Source organism: Rubneribacter badeniensis (genome assembly GCF_002899695.1).
In the GTDB taxonomy this organism is placed as follows: Bacteria; Actinomycetota; Coriobacteriia; order Coriobacteriales; family Eggerthellaceae; genus Rubneribacter; species Rubneribacter badeniensis.
This window is the reverse complement of the sequence record NZ_PPEL01000012.1, coordinates 13,525-29,516: the sequence shown is the minus strand read 5'-3', so window position 1 is coordinate 29,516 and position 15,992 is coordinate 13,525. Positions and strand designations below refer to the sequence as shown.

15 protein-coding genes are annotated in these 15,992 nt (G+C 64.5%); 4 read left to right on the top strand and 11 right to left on the bottom strand.

Annotated features, from left to right (window positions below):
* Window positions 1-15: 15 nt before the first annotated feature.
* Entirely contained in the window at window positions 16-1,080 is a 1,065-nt protein-coding gene (gene argC / locus C2L80_RS03945) for an N-acetyl-gamma-glutamyl-phosphate reductase (RefSeq protein WP_087197098.1), read from the bottom strand.
* Between the two features lie 1,076 nt (window positions 1,081-2,156).
* On the opposite strand from argC, the gene C2L80_RS03940 reads away from it, so the two are divergent.
* Window positions 2,157-2,882, top strand: a complete 726-nt coding sequence (locus C2L80_RS03940) for a B3/B4 domain-containing protein (RefSeq protein WP_087197096.1) — start codon at window positions 2,157-2,159, stop codon at window positions 2,880-2,882.
* Between the two features lie 15 nt (window positions 2,883-2,897).
* On the opposite strand, the gene C2L80_RS03935 is transcribed toward C2L80_RS03940, so the two are convergent.
* Entirely contained in the window at window positions 2,898-3,191 is a 294-nt protein-coding gene (locus C2L80_RS03935) for a hypothetical protein (RefSeq protein ID WP_087197095.1), read from the bottom strand.
* Between the two features lie 217 nt (window positions 3,192-3,408).
* Window positions 3,409-4,689, bottom strand: a complete 1,281-nt coding sequence (locus tag C2L80_RS03930; protein ID WP_087197093.1) for an O-acetylhomoserine aminocarboxypropyltransferase/cysteine synthase family protein — start codon at window positions 4,687-4,689, stop codon at window positions 3,409-3,411.
* A gap of 752 nt (window positions 4,690-5,441) precedes the next feature.
* On the opposite strand from C2L80_RS03930, the gene metA reads away from it, so the two are divergent.
* Complete coding sequence (gene metA / locus C2L80_RS03925) at window positions 5,442-6,449, top strand: homoserine O-acetyltransferase MetA (RefSeq protein ID WP_338049463.1); 1,008 nt, start codon at window positions 5,442-5,444, stop codon at window positions 6,447-6,449.
* Between the two features lie 292 nt (window positions 6,450-6,741).
* Here metA and C2L80_RS03915 read toward each other — a convergent pair whose 3' ends face one another.
* The gene (locus tag C2L80_RS03915) at window positions 6,742-7,632 is read right to left on the bottom strand and encodes a DUF4190 domain-containing protein (RefSeq protein WP_087197090.1); all 891 of its coding nucleotides are present in this window, start codon (window positions 7,630-7,632) and stop codon (window positions 6,742-6,744) included.
* Between the two features lie 486 nt (window positions 7,633-8,118).
* On the opposite strand from C2L80_RS03915, the gene C2L80_RS13820 reads away from it, so the two are divergent.
* Together C2L80_RS13820 and C2L80_RS03900 are read left to right on the top strand one after the other, a co-directional pair.
* A complete protein-coding gene (locus tag C2L80_RS13820; RefSeq protein WP_087197085.1) occupies window positions 8,119-8,334 on the top strand; it encodes a type II toxin-antitoxin system Phd/YefM family antitoxin in 216 nt (71 codons plus the stop codon).
* A complete protein-coding gene (locus tag C2L80_RS03900; protein WP_087197083.1) occupies window positions 8,331-8,717 on the top strand; it encodes a type II toxin-antitoxin system death-on-curing family toxin in 387 nt (128 codons plus the stop codon). Before C2L80_RS13820 ends, C2L80_RS03900 begins: the two co-directional genes overlap by 4 nt.
* A gap of 65 nt (window positions 8,718-8,782) precedes the next feature.
* Here C2L80_RS03900 and C2L80_RS03895 read toward each other — a convergent pair whose 3' ends face one another.
* The 7 genes from C2L80_RS03895 to C2L80_RS03860 all read right to left on the bottom strand — a co-directional run bounded on the left by C2L80_RS03895 (window position 8,783) and on the right by C2L80_RS03860 (window position 15,991).
* On the bottom strand, window positions 8,783-9,484 hold the full coding sequence (locus tag C2L80_RS03895; RefSeq protein ID WP_087197081.1) for an HAD family hydrolase: 702 nt from the start codon (window positions 9,482-9,484) through the stop codon (window positions 8,783-8,785).
* 21 nt (window positions 9,485-9,505) lie between these two features.
* The gene (gene pyrE / locus C2L80_RS03890) at window positions 9,506-10,186 is read right to left on the bottom strand and encodes an orotate phosphoribosyltransferase (protein WP_087197079.1); all 681 of its coding nucleotides are present in this window, start codon (window positions 10,184-10,186) and stop codon (window positions 9,506-9,508) included.
* Between the two features lie 163 nt (window positions 10,187-10,349).
* Window positions 10,350-11,486: a PDDEXK nuclease domain-containing protein gene (locus C2L80_RS03885; RefSeq protein ID WP_087197128.1), complete on the bottom strand. Its 1,137-nt coding sequence runs from the start codon at window positions 11,484-11,486 to the stop codon at window positions 10,350-10,352.
* A gap of 230 nt (window positions 11,487-11,716) precedes the next feature.
* Window positions 11,717-13,486: a molecular chaperone DnaK gene (gene dnaK, locus C2L80_RS03880; protein WP_092201064.1), complete on the bottom strand. Its 1,770-nt coding sequence runs from the start codon at window positions 13,484-13,486 to the stop codon at window positions 11,717-11,719.
* A 234-nt stretch (window positions 13,487-13,720) separates the two neighbouring features.
* Window positions 13,721-14,518: a J domain-containing protein gene (locus C2L80_RS03875; protein WP_092201061.1), complete on the bottom strand. Its 798-nt coding sequence runs from the start codon at window positions 14,516-14,518 to the stop codon at window positions 13,721-13,723.
* A complete protein-coding gene (locus C2L80_RS14265) occupies window positions 14,511-15,551 on the bottom strand; it encodes a DUF5685 family protein (protein WP_239938690.1) in 1,041 nt (346 codons plus the stop codon). Before C2L80_RS14265 ends, C2L80_RS03875 begins: the two co-directional genes overlap by 8 nt.
* On the bottom strand, window positions 15,551-15,991 hold the full coding sequence (locus C2L80_RS03860; RefSeq protein WP_103262686.1) for a MarR family winged helix-turn-helix transcriptional regulator: 441 nt from the start codon (window positions 15,989-15,991) through the stop codon (window positions 15,551-15,553). Before C2L80_RS03860 ends, C2L80_RS14265 begins: the two co-directional genes overlap by 1 nt.
* Between the last annotated feature and the right edge of the window lies 1 nt (window position 15,992).

Sequence of the window (15,992 nt, the reverse complement as noted above, 5' to 3'; positions counted from 1 at the left end):
GCTTTCGGCATCGGTCTACACGGGTGCCGCGACGACATCGAGGCCGGCGGTTTGCGGAAGCCCCAGCACCGCGTTCGCGCACTGCACGGCTTGGCCAGCCGCGCCTTTGACCAGGTTGTCGATCGCGCACACGGCGATGAGCACGCGGGCGCGCTCGTTCACGGCCAGACCGATATGGGCGCCGTTCGTGCCGACCACCGACGAAGTCTTCGGCATGACCCCCTCGGGCAGCACGCGCACGAAGGGATTTCCCTCGTAGAACGCGCGATAGCGCTCGAGCACGGAGGCGGCGTCCGCAGGGGCGTCGGACGAAAGCGGCAGGTTGACCGTGGAGAGCAGTCCGCGCTTCGCCGGCGCGAGGTGCGGCGTGAACACGAGGCGCCCTTTGAGGTCGAGAATTTGCTCGATCTCGGGCGTATGGCGATGCGTGGCCACGCCGTACGCTTCAAGGTTCTCGTCGGCAAAGCAGAAATGCGTGCGGGCGGTCGCCTTCTTGCCCGCGCCCGTGACGCCCGAAATGGCGTCCACCACGACCGCGCCCTCTTCGGCGACGAACCCCGCGCGCACGGCGGGCGCGGCGGCCAATGAAGTGGCAGTGGGATAGCAGCCCGCACAGGCCACGAGCGCACCCTTGCCCGCTTCGCGGGCCTCGGCCGCACGGGCAAGATCGTCGGGGAAGAGCTCGGGCAGACCGAACGCGGTGCGCGCGAGCAGGTCGGGGGCGGTGTGGGGCGTGGCGTACCAGCGCTCGTAGACGGCAGGGTCTTTGAGCCGGAAATCGGCCGAGAGGTCGACAACCGTCGCGCCTCGGTCGACGAGCCGGGGGGCCATCGACAGCGCCGCCGTATGCGGAACGGCGAGGAACACGAGGTCGCACGCATCGAGAGCAGGGTCGTCATGGGTGGTGAAGGCGAGGTCGGTGGCGCCGGAGAAGCCGGGGTATTCGCAAGAGACGGGCGTGCCGGCCAGCTCGTTCGAGGTGACAGCGACGAGCTCGAGGTCGGGATGGCGCAGGGCGATCCTCGTCAGCTCGATGCCGGCGAACCCCGCCGCGCCTACGATGCCCGTCGTGATCGCCATGTCGATCGCCTCCGTTCAGCCCGCCATGGGGCAGCTCGTTTCGTGTCGGCGCTTCGCTCGATTTGTGCAAGCGCACAAATCGAAGCCGTTTGCACCGCTGTCGATCATCCTAAGAAAGAAACGAGGGTTTGACAAGGTTCGCAGCGAAAATAGCCGAGCGAGAAGCAAAGGAGATGCGGCAAGAGGCGGCGAAAAGGGCGCGCCGGAAGGGGAAGGGCCATGGCGTGTCCGCACGACCGCTATGGGAACGTGCAGGCGGGCTGCGATGAGAAGCGCGAGCGGGCCGCGCTTTTGCCGCGCATGCGCCGGGAGGGAGGCCCCGCCCTCCCCGGAAACGCGCGCCCATCGGCAACGCATCCGGACCTTCGGCGCGGACAGGGGCAAAGAGCCGTGCGGGATGGCCGGTCGGCACCCCTTCTCAAGGTGACTTGATGCCGATCCCCTCCCCCGCTCGATCCCATCGGATCGGGATCGGTGACGGAGGAAGGGGGGGGGTGCCCCAATTGCCCCTGCCGGGAGAAACACGGAGGGGGGCAGCGAATCGCAGCTCGAACGGGCAGGGACGAGCCAGGTCGGCGCGGCGCGCTTTGCCCATGCGTCTCCGACCTCGCTGGCAGAAGGGCAGCTCGCTTGCGCCCTCTCCACCCAAGGCGAGGGTTTCGGCCATCGTCAAGCCCCTCTCCTGCGGAATCCGCACACAAGAGCCCCTCCCTTTCGGAATCCGCGCACAAGATGCGCGCGCCTTTTCGGGTGGGTTTTCCGCTCGCCATCGGTTCGGCGGCGATCGTGCAGAAAAATCGTCCGAAAATGGACACGAAACCGCGCTCTGGCACGAAAAGGTGGGGTTTGGAAGCCCCTGTGAAGGCCCTTGTCGGCAAAAGGCCAGGTCGCGAGTTTCGGACACGCGTCCGAAGAGGCCGATCCGTGCCAGAACGCGGTTTCGTGGCCAAAATGAGGCTATTCGCTCGCACGAGACGTTCGCAAAAGACTCCCACCCGACAGCGGCGCGCCGAAGCGCCGAGCAAAGCATGGGGTACAATCAAGAAAGCAAGAAAAAGCGACCGCAAGGAGACGCCATGCAGAAGTTCATCGCGGAGGAGTCGTTCTGGAAGCTGTTCCCCGAGGCGGCGATCGGAGTGATCGTCGCACGCGGGATGAAGCCTGCCAGCGAGGTGCCCGCCGAGGATGCGGCGGCGATCGCCGCGCTTCTGAGGGAGGCGAACGCGCAAGCCGACCGCCATCTCACAAGCAACACCATCTCGCAAAACGAAGTCGTGCGCGTATGGCGCGACGCGTATCAGCAGTTCAAAACGAAGAAAGGCGCGCGGTGCTCCATCGAGAACCTGCTCAAGCGCGTGCTGAAAGGCAACCCCGTCGGCTCCATCACGCCCGCAGTCGACATCTACAACGCCGTGTCGCTCAAATACGCGCTGCCGGTGGGAGGCGAGGACATCGACACGTTCGAGGGCGACCTGCGCCTCGGCATCACGGAGGGAGGCGACGCCTTCCGCGCGCTCGGGGAGGACGAGGACGATCCCACGCTGCCCGACGAGCTGTGCTACCGCGACGACGCGGGGGCGGTGTGCCGCTGCTGGAACTGGCGCGACGGCCAACGCACCGCGCTCACCGACGATTCGGAGAACGCGTTTCTCATCATCGAGTGCGTCGATCCGTCGCGCATCGACGACCTGCGCGCGGCGCTCGATGAGTTCTCCCAGCTCATAGAACGCTATCTCGGGGCCTCCATCGAGGCGCACGCCATTGTGGATCGCTCGAATCCCGAAGTGGTCATCGTCGACTGACAAGCGGAAAAGCCCCTACTCCTTCTTTCCGAAGATCCCGCCGAGGAGGCCGCCGAGCGGAGAGCCCTCGCCCACGAGGCCACCGAGCTTTTCCCCGATAGCGCCCAGGTCAAGCCCCTCTAAACCGGCGCCTCCTTCGGTGATCATCGACTTCACGTGCTCAACCACTTCGGCGATCTGTCCCTCGTCGAGCGCGTGCCCCGTGAGCTGCTCGATCGCGCCCTTCGGATCGGCGATGAACTCCTGCGCCTTCTCGGGGGCCTCTCCCACCGCCGCCATCACCTGCTCGGCAATTGCCTTGACGTCCATGCTTCCTCCTTCGATCAACATCGTTCGACAGAGGCACTATAGCAGGAGGGCCCGCCGATCACGTCGACGAGCCCTCCCCCTCAACTAGCTTTTGCACAGGGGAAACGGAGGCGCGATGCGTCCCGTTGCGCCTGCGAACAGCCGCGCGCACGCAACAGCCGCCCCTGGCCCGCCTCCCAGCTGCGCGCAGCTCTCGCGCGCGCCCGCAGACGCCGCCCTACACCGCGGCGAGCGCCTGGTCGACGTCGGCGATCAGGTCTTCGGTGGCCTCGATGCCGCACGAAAAGCGCACAAGGTCGGGCGTGATGCCGGCGGCGGCCAGCTCCGCGTCGTTCATCTGGCGGTGCGTCGCGTTCGCGGGATGCAACACGCAGGTGCGCGCGTCGGCCACATGCGTGGCGATCTGCGCCAGCTTGAGGTTGGCCATGAACGTCTCGGCCGCCGCGCGCCCGCCGGCCACGCCGAAGCTCACCACACCGCTCGCTCCGGCAGGCAGGTACTTCCGCGCCAATTCGTGCTGCGTATCCCCCGGCAGGCCCGGATAGCGCACCCACGCCACCTTCGGATGCGCGGCCAAGTGCTCGGCCATCGCCAAACCGTTCTTGTTGTGCTGCGCCATGCGCAGATGCAGGCTCTCCAGCCCCAGGTTCACATAGAACGCGTTCTGCGGCGACTGAATGGCCCCGAAATCGCGCATGAGCTGCGCCGTCGCCTTCGTGATGAACGCCCCTTCCAGCCCGAAGCGCTCCGTGTACACCACGCCATGGTAGCTTTCGTCCGGCGTGGTGAGGCCGGGGAACTTGTCGGCGTGCGCCGTCCAATCGAAACGTCCGGAGTCCACGATGGCCCCGCCCACGCTCACGCCGTGGCCGTCCAGGTACTTCGTGGTGGAATGCGTCACGATGTCGGCGCCCCATTCGATGGGGCGGCAGTTCACCGGCGTGGGGAACGTGTTGTCCACGATGAGCGGCACGCCGTGCGTGTGCGCGGCTGCGGCGAAGCGCTTGATATCCAGCACCGACAGCGCGGGGTTGGCGATCGTCTCGCCGAACACGGCCTTCGTGTTCGGACGGAACGCAGCTGCAAGCTCCTCGTCGGTGCAGTCCGGCGCGACGAACGTACACTCGAGGCCCATGCGACGCATCGTGTGGGCGAGCAGGTTGTACGTGCCGCCGTAGATGGCCGAGCTGGCCACCACGTGATCGCCCGCACCCGCGATGTTGAACACGGCGAAGAAGTTCGCAGCTTGCCCCGATGACGTGAGCATGGCCGCCGTGCCGCCCTCGAGCTCGGCGATCTTGGCCGCCACGGCGTCGTTGGTGGGATTCTGCAGGCGCGTGTAGAAGTACCCGGCCTCCTCGAGGTCGAACAGGCGGCCCATGTGCTCGCTCGTGTCGAACTTCCAGGTGGTGGACTGGTAGATGGGCAGCTGGCGCGGCTCGCCGTCGCCGGGACGGTAGCCGCCCTGCACGCAAGTGGTGCCGATGGATTCGCTCATGGGTATGCTCCTTGAGTGCTCGATAAGGTGGGATTTTGCGTCCGGCCCAGTATAGCGAACCAGCCCCGCCCCGCGGTAGCGCCCTCTTTTCGATACTTCGATATCGTGTATTCAGATAATCAAGTAATCACAACCGCACATTACGAACCACCCGACGTTACAACCCCTTCTTGCACGCCCCACTCCCGGCGTCACGCCCCCTCTCGAGCGTCTCCCACCCCCGACACCATAGACCCCTTCTCACGCCCACCTCCACCGCCGACGCCGCCAACGCACCGGGGCTCCTTGCCGAGAACGAATCCAAGAAACCACGGCATCCGTTTCCTTGTTGAACATTTTTCTCATCGCACTGAGTAAACTTACTCAGTGCAAAAGCTGCGGCACCGGTTTCTTTGCGGCGCTTCGCGATCGGCGCGATTCCGCTTCGACCGCAAATCGAATCTGCGAGAAACGTACGCAGACGGTTTCCGCGCGATCATGCGCGACTGGACTGAATACGAGCGATGCGAGCACGCCCAGTTGCGCAGCACCGTTCCGGCGAAACGACGCGCAATCAATCCTGCCGCGCCACGCATCGGAAGCCTGTCCCCCTCGATTCGGTGAGCGACAGCCCTTCGACGTACGTCGATTGACCCCGCCGATAACGCATCATCGATTATTGAGATATGCGGGCCATCTGATTGTCCGGTATCATGGGCACGTTGCACACGAACGCCATCCCGCGCTTAGCGCGGCTTATCGGAGGTTTCCCCATGCCCATCAAGATACCCGACGCACTGCCCGCCACCGACGTCCTCGAAGGTGAGAACATCTTCGTGATGACGGAGTACCGAGCCATCCATCAGGACATCCGCCCGCTGAAGCTGGTGCTGCTCAACCTCATGCCCACCAAGATCGTCACCGAGACGCAGATCTTGCGCAAGCTTTCGAACACGCCCTTGCAGATCGAGGTCAGCCTGCTGCAAACAGCCAGCCACACGGCGAAGAACGTCTCGGAGCAGCACCTCGACGCGTTCTATACCACGTTCGACGAGATCAAAGACCAGCATTTCGACGGCATGATCATCACCGGAGCGCCCGTGGAGCTACTCGATTTCGAAGACGTGGACTATTGGGATGAGCTCACCCGCATCATGGCGTGGTCGGCTGCGAACGTGCACTCCACGTTCCATATCTGCTGGGGCGCGCAAGCCGGCATCTACTATCACTACGGCATTCCCAAATACGAGCTGCCCGAGAAGATTTTCGGCGTGTTCGATCATGACGTGGTGAAGCCGTCCTCACCGCTCGTGCGCGGGTTCAACGACACGTTCAAAGCGCCGCACTCGCGCTACACCGAGGTGCATGCGGCCGATATCGAGGCGCATCCCGACCTCGAGCTCATCGCCGTGTCGAGCGAGGCCGGCGTCTACATCGCGAAGAGCACCGACAGCCGCCACTTCTTCGTGTTCGGCCACCCTGAATACGACGCCGAAACGCTCATGGCCGAGTACAAGCGCGACATCGCGAAGGGCCTCGACATGCCGCTGCCGCGCCACTACTTCCCGAACGACGACCCCGCGCAGACGCCGCACGCCACTTGGCGCGCGCACGCCCAGCTTCTGTACACGAACTGGCTGAACTACTACGTGTACCAAACCACGCCTTACGACCTGGCCAAAGCGGGTGGTGTCGAGGGGCGGGGCGAGCAAGCCGAGAACAAGAGGGCCGAGCGGGCCGAGCAGGACGGCCAAGGCGATCGGGACGGCCTCGATGGCTGACGGGCCCCGCTACCGTGTGCGGCCCGTCACGACGCCGCTGCCTTCGCATGCGAGCGCGCGCCCGCACGACGCAGACGGGAACGCGCGCACGCGCAGCGGGAGCACGCATGCGGACACGGATGCGCGCGACGCGTTCATCCGACCCGCAACGGAGGACGACGACGGATACGACCCCTTCTCCGACCGCCCTCCCGCACCCGAGCCCCAATTCCAAGAGGACCCCTGGAACTGACGGGGCCGCCCGAAGGCGGCCCCGATTCGCATGTTCGCGCCGAACTGCCGTTCGCTTGCGTCACCAAAGACCGAATACCTGGTCGAGAGCATTTTCGAAAGAATCCTCGTCAACCGTCCATACGCCATTGACGAGCGTGAAGTCGAGCGCGACATACGATTCGGATTTTTCCGCCGCAGCTTGGCTTTGGGCTTGCGGCAGCAATTCCGCCACCTTCGCTTTCCACTCCTCCTCGGAGGCAACCGCGTCGCCATCGAGCGCCAAAAGCTCCTCGTACAGCGCCTCCGTCACCCCGTAGATGCTCCGCGCTTCGACGGTGGCGAACGCCAAGCCGACGCCGTCCGAATGCGCGTAGGCATCGTTATCGCCAATCGAGAACGTCAAGTCCTCCATCAACCATGCGGAGAACTCGGCGGGATCGATGCCCAGATCGGTCAAGGTGTAGCCGGTTGAACTCTCGAACGCGCCCTCGGCCTTTTCCGCAACGAGCGCCGCGACGCCCGCATCCCCGCCGGCCATCTTCCCCAACGCCCCCTCGGCAGCAGAGCGCACCGCCTCGACTTCGGTGTCGATATCGCTTGAATCAAGCGGAACGACCTCCGTCGCGCCTCCGTACACGGCCCCATGAGAACCGGAGTGCTCGATAACCATCATCACGAATGCGCCGAACATCAAGTACGCGACGATCGCGAGCACGCTGAGCACGATGCCGACGATGCCGCACGCCTTGCCGCCCGTTGCCTTCCCGTCCTTGCCGAACGACTTGACGAACTGCGATGCCAAAACGATGGCCGCGATGCCAAGCCCGATGCCGAGGATGACCGTTCCCGAGAAAACGATGGCCGCAATGCCGCAAACGAGCGCCGCAACCGCCTTTCCGCTGCCCGGCGCACCGGAAGCGGAGGGGGAAACGGGCGGTTGCGGAGGCGCGTACCCACCACCAGGAGGCATCGGCGCAGATTGACCGGGCGCAGGCGGCACCGGTTGCACGAGGGGAACCGGAGCCGATGCGGGAGGCGGCGGGGGCGGGGTCGGCGACTGCGGAGACGGCGCGGGTGCTTTGGGTTTCGCGGGTTCCGCAGGACCCACGGGCTCCGCAGGTTCCGCGGGCTTCACGGGTTCTGCAGGTTCCACAGAACCTACGGGCTCCACGGGCTCTGCAGGCTCTACAGGCTTACGAGAATCGTCCGGCGACACATTGGAATTGTCACTCATGGGATGCTCCTATTTCATCGCTTCTCATGCTGCCATCAGCATACCATACGATTCCGTTTTATCCCAGATCAAGCGCAAGAACGACCCCCCCCCCGCTTTTTCCCTCGTTTATATCAGATTATTTTACGTATTTTATTGCGCATATATTCTTGCATAATTTTATGTAGAATGTATAATACAAGGCACGTAAACCGAGCACGTCAACGGACCGAGGAGGACGCGATGCCCATCAGCGTCACCGCGACGGAAGTCGCCCGCAATTTCAACGGCGTTATGGAAAAGGCGCGGGCGGCTGGAAGCGTCACCGTCATCAAAAACAGCCACCCCATCGCCCAGATCATTCCGATCAACGAGGTGAAGGAGGAAGCAAGTATGGTAAAACTGGCAGAAGAGTTCATGGACGAATACGACGATATGTTTGTTGAGCTCGCGAAATGAGCAGGGAAACGCGATACGTGTCTCGCGAAGACGCGCTTGCCATACACCAACGATCTATCGCAAGGTACGGAGGAATCGACGGATTGCGCGATGAAGGATTGCTCGATTCGGCGCTCGCTCAACCTGGTCAAACGTTCGACGGCGTTGAGCTTTATCCGTCGTTAGCGGAGAAAGCCGCCCGCTATGCGTACGGCATCATAAAGAATCACCCTTTTGCGGATGGCAACAAGCGCACCGGCGCGGCCGTTCTCGCCGTTTTCCTTAGAGCGAACGGCGCTCGATTCAAACCGCGACTCGAAGACATGCAAAGAGCCATCCTGGCCGTCGCAGACGGAACGATGGACTGCGACGAACTCGCCAACTGGATAGCCGAACAGCTTTGACAGCGGGAGGCGGGAGCGCTGCGCCGTACCGCAACGCTCCTGCCTCAACGCGCTCACGGCGCAGATCAGGCGGGGAAGGATGAAGAAGCCTGCGGTGCAACGCTCCAAGCGACGAACTCGTCTGCGTCCAATTCGCCGAAACCGCGCACCACACGGTCGCAAATTGCGGCGAGATCTTCGTAGGTGCCTGCGAGGTCGCTATCGTACACGCCCATCGTACGGTAGCCGGCAGCGCGCAGCGTGCGCGCCGCATAGGAAGAGTCCTCGAATCCCCAGGTGGAGCGCAGAGGAGTGCCCATGAGGGCGCGCGCATGATCGTACACGGCAGGTTCCCGCTTCGACTTCCCCACGTCGTCCACCGACACGACGGCATCCAGATACGGCAGGAACCCGGCCGTCTCAAGGCCAGCTTGGAGGTAGGCTTGCGGGCTCGACGACGCCACGCTCATCGCCACGCCGCGCTCGGCGAGCGCTCGTACAAACGCGAGCGCACCCGGCCGTTCGCAAGCCCGCTCGCGATAGTACCCTAAAACGAACTCGTCGATCATGCCCACAACGTCGGCGGCGCTCGCTCCCAATCCAAAACGTTCATGGAAGAATGCTCCCGATTCCGGCACCGTGAGAGTGTTCAACTCGTCGGTGTCAGCCTTCGTCAGCCGCACACCGGCACGTCGGGAAAACTCGTCCTCCATCTCGTGCCATACGCCCGACGAATCGAGCAGCGTTCCATCGCAATCGAAGATGACGCCGATGCGTTCGCTCGTCACGTTTCGTACTCCTTCGCTTCGTCACTTCGCGCCGTACTGCGCATAGTACTTGTCGAGCGCAGCTTTCACCGCGTCGTCAATGACCACGCGCCCCTGCACCTCGCGGTTGTGCAAGCACTCAGTCACCTCGGCCATGGACACGATGGACGCCACCGGGAAACCGTACTTCTCCTGCACTTCCTGCTGCGCCGTCACGACGCCCCCCTTGCCCACCTCCATGCGGTTGAGCGACACGATCAGGCCCTTGATGTCCACATCGGCCGCACCCTTCAGGATGGGGTACGTCTCGTCGATGGATTTCCCGGAGGTCGTCACGTCCTCCACCATGACCACGCGATCGCCGTCATGCAGCTCGGAACCCAGCAGGTTGCCCGCATCCGCGCCGTGATCCTTGACCTCTTTGCGGTTGGAGCAGTACCGCACCTGCTTACCGTACAACTCGGAGATGCCCATCGCGGTGATCACCGACAGCGGAATGCCCTTGTACGCCGGACCGAACACCACGTCGAAGTCCAGCCCGAAGTTGTCGTGGATGGCGCGCGCATAGAAGAGGCCGAGGCGGTGCAGCTGGTCGCCCGTCACGTAGGCGCCCGCGTTCATGAAGAAGGGGGACTTGCGGCCGCTCTTCAAGGTGAACTCGCCGAACTTGAGCACCTCACTCTCCACCATGAACTCGATGAACTCCTGCTTGTACTGCTCCATGGCCGTCCCTTTCTCCGAATCGTCCGCGCGGCGGGCGCGCTTGTCGCAACCATGATACTAGAAGCCGTTCCCCTCGGGCACGTCAAGGCTTGCGCTTCGCGGCGACGACGCTCCCTCCGTCCGTCAGTTGCCATCCCCGATTCTAAGGTTGCACCTTTCGGCCTCACTCGCCATCATCGGCCCCCTCTTCTTCAAGCCATTCTGCGAGTTTCGTCTGCAGAAGCTTCTTATCGGGCAGGTACAGGCGATACTCCGCAGCGTAAATGTGCGCATCTTCGGGAAGCGTCAACTCCACAAGTGCCTGGTCGCTGCGCTTGCAGAGCAGGATGCCCACGGTGGGATTCTCATCGGGAAGCCTCATATGGCGGTCATAGTAGTTCACATACATCTGCATCTGGCCCAGATCTTCATGGGAGAGCAGGTCGGCCTTGAAGTCCACGAGCACGTAGCAGCGCAGAAATCGGTTGTAGAGCACGAGGTCGAGGTAATAGTCGCGCCAATCGAACTGGAAACGCTTCTGCCTGCGTTCGAAAAGGAAACCCTTGCCCATCTCGAGCAGGAAATCCTGCAGATGGTCAACTACAGCGGTCTCGAGGTCGGTCTCGTGGTAGACGGCCTTGTCGTCAAGACCCGCGAACTCGAGCACATAGGGGCTTTTAATGAGGTCGGCCGGTCTTTGAGGTGCCGTCCCCTCGTTGGCCAAGCGCATAACCTCGTTCTTGTCGCGGCTGAGGGCGAGACGTTCGTAGAGGCTAGAGCCGTATTGGCGTTTGAGAGTCTTCACATCCCAAACGTTGTCGATGGCCTCGCGCTCGTAAAAGTCGCGCTCGGCTTTGCTTTCTATGCGCATGAGCACTTGGTAATGAGACCAACCGAGACGAAAGGGGAAAGATTCGAGCGTGTCGGGAGATTGTCTAAATCCCGTTTGGACAATTCCGGCGAAGTCTTCGGCGGGCAATTGCCTCAACGGAGATGAGACAATCTGGCTCTCGCGCTCGCGATAGACGAGGTAGAACTGCCGCATGTTGGCGACAGTGGCGCGGGAGAAACCCCTTCCGAACTCCGCGGTGAGATAAGCGGAAAGCCTGTCAAGCACCCGGGCTCCGTAGTCTGCGCGCTCTTTGCCCCGTTGTTCCTGTTCAACGATGTAGCGGCCCAGTTCAAAGCTCGTATAAACCGTCACGGCATTGGCGAACTGGCCGATGTAGCCTCGGGCGTTTGAAACGAGCGCTTTGGAGCGGTCGAAAAGCTCTTGAAGGTTGTCGCCCTTTGCGAGATCCCCGTCGTTTTTCCCAGTCACGGCCAAACCTCCCCTCCAAATCGCAGCTTGAGATGCTCGAAAGCGATTTTACCAGACGGCGCGAACGCACCTATGATGTTGCGCAGGATGAGACGCGAAGGCGACCTCTGCAAACGCAAGCGGGCACGCGGATCGCCCGATCAGGGCCGCAACCGCCCGCGCACCCGCTCGCGTTCCCGTCCCATGCCCCTTTGCCCGCTCGCAGGCGCACCGCGCGGTGCCTTGAGGCGTCAGTCACGCGACACCAGGGTGCGGGCGCGGGCGCTCGAGCGCTCCAGCCGGTCCTTCGCGGATCTCAGCTCGTCCACATCGGCAGCCGACAGCGCGTCCAGCTTCTTGCCGACAAGCTTGCGCAACGCAGCCGCATCGGCTTTGATCTGCTTCTTCTCGTCCTTCTCCAGCTGCTTGCCCACCTGCGCGAGCGCTCGGTCGGCTTCGCTGAGCAAGCTTTGCGCCTCGTCGCGCGCGGCCATGAAGTCGCGACGCAGGCCGTCTTGGGCGGCGTACTGCTCGGCATCGCGAATGGCGCGCTCCACCTCGTCGTCGGACATGCGCCCCGAATCGTCAATGGTGATCGACTGCGCCTTGCCCGTGTCCAGGTCCTTCGCCGACACGGTGAGGATTCCGTTCGCGTCGATGTCGAACGTCACCTCGATCTGCGGCACGCCGGCCGGTGCGCGCTTGATGCCCTTCAGCCGGAACGTGCCGATGGCCTTGTTGTCCTTCGCCAAGGGCCGCTCGCCTTGCAAAACGCGGATCTCCACGCTCGTCTGGAACGCAGCCGCCGTGCTGAACACCTGCGAGTAATGCACGGGCAGCGTGGTGTTGCGCTCGACGAGGCGCGTGGCCACGCCGCCCACCGTCTCGACGGACAGGCTGAGGGGCGTCACATCGAGCAGAAGGATGCTGTTGTCGGCTTTCACCAAGCCCGTCGACGCGCCGGAAAGCGTGGCCGCCTGCAAAGCGGCTCCCATGGCCACGCATTCGTCCGGGTTGATGGACGCGGACGGCTCCTTGCCCGTGAGCCTACGCACGTGCTCCTGCACGGCGGGGATGCGCGTGGAGCCGCCCACCAGAAGCACGCACCCCAGCTCGGACGCGGCGATGCCCGCGTCGTTGAGGGCGGTCTGCACGGGCCCCGAGGTGCGCTCCACCAAATCGCGCGTCATGTCGTTGAACGCGGCGCGCGTGAGCGTTGTTTCGAGATGCGCGGGACCCGCGGGGCCTTGCGCCAGAAACGGAAGGTTGACCTGCGTGGATTCGAGCGCCGAGAGCTCCTTTTTCGCCTCGCGCGCCGCCTCGGCCACGCGTCGCAACGCCATCTTGTCGCGCCGCACGTCGATGCCGTGCTCGCGCTGGAACGCATCGAGCAGATACGCGATCACGCGCTCGTCGAAGTCGTCGCCGCCCAAGTGGTTGTCGCCCGACGTCGCCAGCACCTCGATGACGTCGTCGCCGATCTCGATGATGGACACGTCGAACGTGCCGCCGCCCAGGTCGTACACCATCACCTTCTGCGGCTCCCCGTTGTCCAGCCCGTACGCGAGCGCGGCGGCCGTGGGCTCGTTGATGATGCGCAGCACGTCGAGGCCGGCGATGCGCCCGGCGTCCTTCGTGGCCTGGCGCTGCGCGTCATCGAAGTACGCGGGAACCGTGATGACGGCTTGCGTGACCTCCTGATCGAGAAACGCCTCGGCGTCGCGTCGGAGCTTGCGTAGGATCATCGCCGACAGCTCCTGCGGGGAGTAGAGCTTGCCATCGATGTCGGCCCACCAGTCGCCGCCCATGTGGCGCTTGACCGATTCGATGGTGCGGTCGGGGTTCATCGCCGCCTGACGACGGGCGACGGTGCCCACGAGGCGCTCGCCGTCCTTCGAGAACGCCACCACGCTCGGCGTGGTGCGCTCCCCCTCCACGTTAGGGACGATGACCGGCCGCCCGCCTTCGACGAACGCCGCGCAACTGTTCGTCGTTCCGAGGTCGATTCCGATGGTTGCCATGAGCGTGTCCTTTCGAGTTGGGTTTGCGGATGAAAATCGCAGGTAGTCACGGGTAGTTACAGGTAGTCACGGGTCGTTCGTAACGCCAGCGGGGGTTTCCGTGGTGCCCCAGATCGTGGGGATGGCGAGGGCGTTGCGTACTTCGGTACGCGAGTCATCGGCATCGCCGCGAGATGGGGCGCCACGGAAAGCCGCAGCGTCGAGCAGTTTCGGTGGTCGGCAGACCGCCGAAACCTACAACGGCATGCCGCAGAAGCGGCACAACGTGGGGCCCAAACACCAGATGCCGCAGCAGACAAGACCGGGATCAATGCCCATGCTGAATCCCTGTGCCTCGCTCTCCTGCTGATAAGCCTGTCCCGCCTGCTGGAACTGCCGCTGCGCACGCTGGTAGTCGAGGTTGTCCGGATCCATACGAACTGCGCGCCTGATCTGCTCGAGCGCCATGAGCGTGTTGCCCGCGGCGTCGTTGGCGAGTGCGCTGAGGTAGTACCAGCGCGCCGAGCGGCCGTCGCTCGTCACCGTGTTGAGAATGTCGACCGCCTGCTGCCCATGCCCCGCGTTGATGGCGTCGATGGCGCTGCGCATCTGGGCGCTGTCGCCCGCGGCGGCTTCGGGATGGATGGGCTCCCGCGCGCCGTAGCCCGTCCCGCCGAAGCCGAACAGGTCGTCGAAATCGAAGCCGAAGCCGCCCGACCAGCCGTAAGGGCCTTCCGTGCCGTAACCGTAGCCGGAGCCGCCCGCACCCTGCCCCGCGCCGCCGTAACCTGTGCTCGGGCCACCCGCACCGCCGTACCCCGCACCCGGACCGCCCGCCGCCGCGCTCGCGCGTCGATCGCGCGCCGCGTACTTCTCCGGGTTCATGATGCGGTCGTACGCCTCGTTGATCTTGTTCATCCGATCCGCCGCGTCGGGATCGTTCGGGTTCAAGTCGGGGTGGTTCTCTCGCGCCTTCTTGCGATACGCCTTCTTCACCTCGTCGGCGGACGCATCGCGGCTCACGCCCAGCACGTCGTAGGGGTTCTCAACCACGGCGCTTCTCCTTGTCGTCTTCCTTCGCACGGTACTTCTGCCACACGCCCGCGTACACCACGCTGCGCAAAAGGCGCAGGTCGCGTTCGAGCGGCAACCGCTCGAACGCCTCGGCCACGCCGGCCATGAGCACGGTCAGGTCCTCGCACACGTCCTGCGCGTCGGCCTCGATGTCCACGAGCGGGTTGTAGCTGCCCGAGGCCTTGTCATCCTCGTAATCCATCGCCGCGTCCATCACGTACACGAACTTTCCCAATCGCGCGCCAAGCCGCCGCAGGTCGTCGGCCCAAAAATCGTCCGGCCGGTACACGAACAGCTCGCCCATCAGAGCGCCGAAGCGGTTGGCGGCGGCGTCGGGTGCCGGCTTGGCACCCACGTGAGAGGCCGCGCCCGTGGAGCCAGCAGAGTCCGCAACGCCCTCGGCGCCCGTCCAGCCTTCCGCACCCGCAGTGCGCATGGCGCTCGCATGCGTTGTGTCCCCCGCTTCCGCAGCGCTCGCATGCTCCACATCCCCCGCGCCAGCAGCGCCCGCCGCCCCGACCACGCCCGCGTCAACTCCCGCGTCCGCAGCGCTCGCACGCGCCGCCGCCTCGATGGCGGCGATGTCGGCCATGCCCGCCTCCACGGCCTCGCACATACGCGGGTTCCGCGCGCGGACGCCGCGGTACGGCCCGGCCAGTGCGCACGCGGACGCACGCGCCCGCACGCTGCGATCGTCGCGCCAATCGTCCAAGGCTTTGTGGTACGCCAGCGCCACCGTCGCATCGGCCGCGTAGTCCACGCACGCAGTGCGCACGAACCGGTGCGGCTTCGCCGGATGCGGCACGCAGCGCCCTGCACCCGCGCGTTCCTGAGGCTCGTACAGCGACCCGAGCAGCAACGCGAGGAACACGAGGTCGTACGTGAGCGCGCACCGGCAGCGCTGCCCGCAACGCTCGCCGATGGCGCGGCACAGTCCGCAGTACGCCTCGTGGTAGCGCTCGCGCTCGGCCTCGCTCAGCCCTTCCCAGGCGGGCACCACGTAGCCGAACATCAGCGCACCAGCTTTCGAGACAGCTCGTCGAGCGCCCGGAAGCCCCCGATGATGGCGTCGAACGTCTCGGGCGGCTCGGCGGCGAACGTGTCGCCGTAGCGACGCTGCACCTCTTCGTCGATGCTCGCGAGCAGTGCGCGCCCCTCGTCGGTCACCCGCAACCGCAGCGAGCGTCTGTCCGTCTCGCTGCGGCGCCGCTCGATAAGCCCGCGGGCTTCCAGCCTACGGCACACGGAGGCGAAGTTCGTGCGCAGTATCCCCGCCTGGTCGCTCAGCCGACCAGGCGTCAGCCCCGGCTCGCGCGCAAGCTCCACGAGCACGTGCATCTGCTGCAGCGTCAGCCCGTGCTGCTGGCAGATAGGCGCCATCGTCTCATGCAGGATCTTCTGCACATCGCACATGACCGCGAACAACTCGCGCTTGAAAACGCTGATCTCCACG

Excerpts from the sequence above, each read along its gene's own strand:
- argC (WP_087197098.1), bottom strand. The coding sequence starts at position 1,080 with ATGGCGATCACGACGGGCATCGTAGGCGCGGCGGGGTTCGCCGGCATC.
- C2L80_RS03940 (WP_087197096.1), top strand. The coding sequence starts at position 2,157 with ATGCAGAAGTTCATCGCGGAGGAGTCGTTCTGGAAGCTGTTCCCCGAG.
- C2L80_RS03935 (WP_087197095.1), bottom strand. The coding sequence starts at position 3,191 with ATGGACGTCAAGGCAATTGCCGAGCAGGTGATGGCGGCGGTGGGAGAG.
- C2L80_RS03930 (WP_087197093.1), bottom strand. The coding sequence starts at position 4,689 with ATGAGCGAATCCATCGGCACCACTTGCGTGCAGGGCGGCTACCGTCCC.
- metA (WP_338049463.1), top strand. The coding sequence starts at position 5,442 with ATGCCCATCAAGATACCCGACGCACTGCCCGCCACCGACGTCCTCGAA.
- C2L80_RS03915 (WP_087197090.1), bottom strand. The coding sequence starts at position 7,632 with ATGCCTCCTGGTGGTGGGTACGCGCCTCCGCAACCGCCCGTTTCCCCC.
- C2L80_RS13820 (WP_087197085.1), top strand. The coding sequence starts at position 8,119 with ATGCCCATCAGCGTCACCGCGACGGAAGTCGCCCGCAATTTCAACGGC.
- C2L80_RS03900 (WP_087197083.1), top strand. The coding sequence starts at position 8,331 with ATGAGCAGGGAAACGCGATACGTGTCTCGCGAAGACGCGCTTGCCATA.
- pyrE (WP_087197079.1), bottom strand. The coding sequence starts at position 10,186 with ATGGAGCAGTACAAGCAGGAGTTCATCGAGTTCATGGTGGAGAGTGAG.
- dnaK (WP_092201064.1), bottom strand. The coding sequence starts at position 13,486 with ATGGCAACCATCGGAATCGACCTCGGAACGACGAACAGTTGCGCGGCG.
- C2L80_RS14265 (WP_239938690.1), bottom strand. The coding sequence starts at position 15,551 with ATGTTCGGCTACGTGGTGCCCGCCTGGGAAGGGCTGAGCGAGGCCGAG.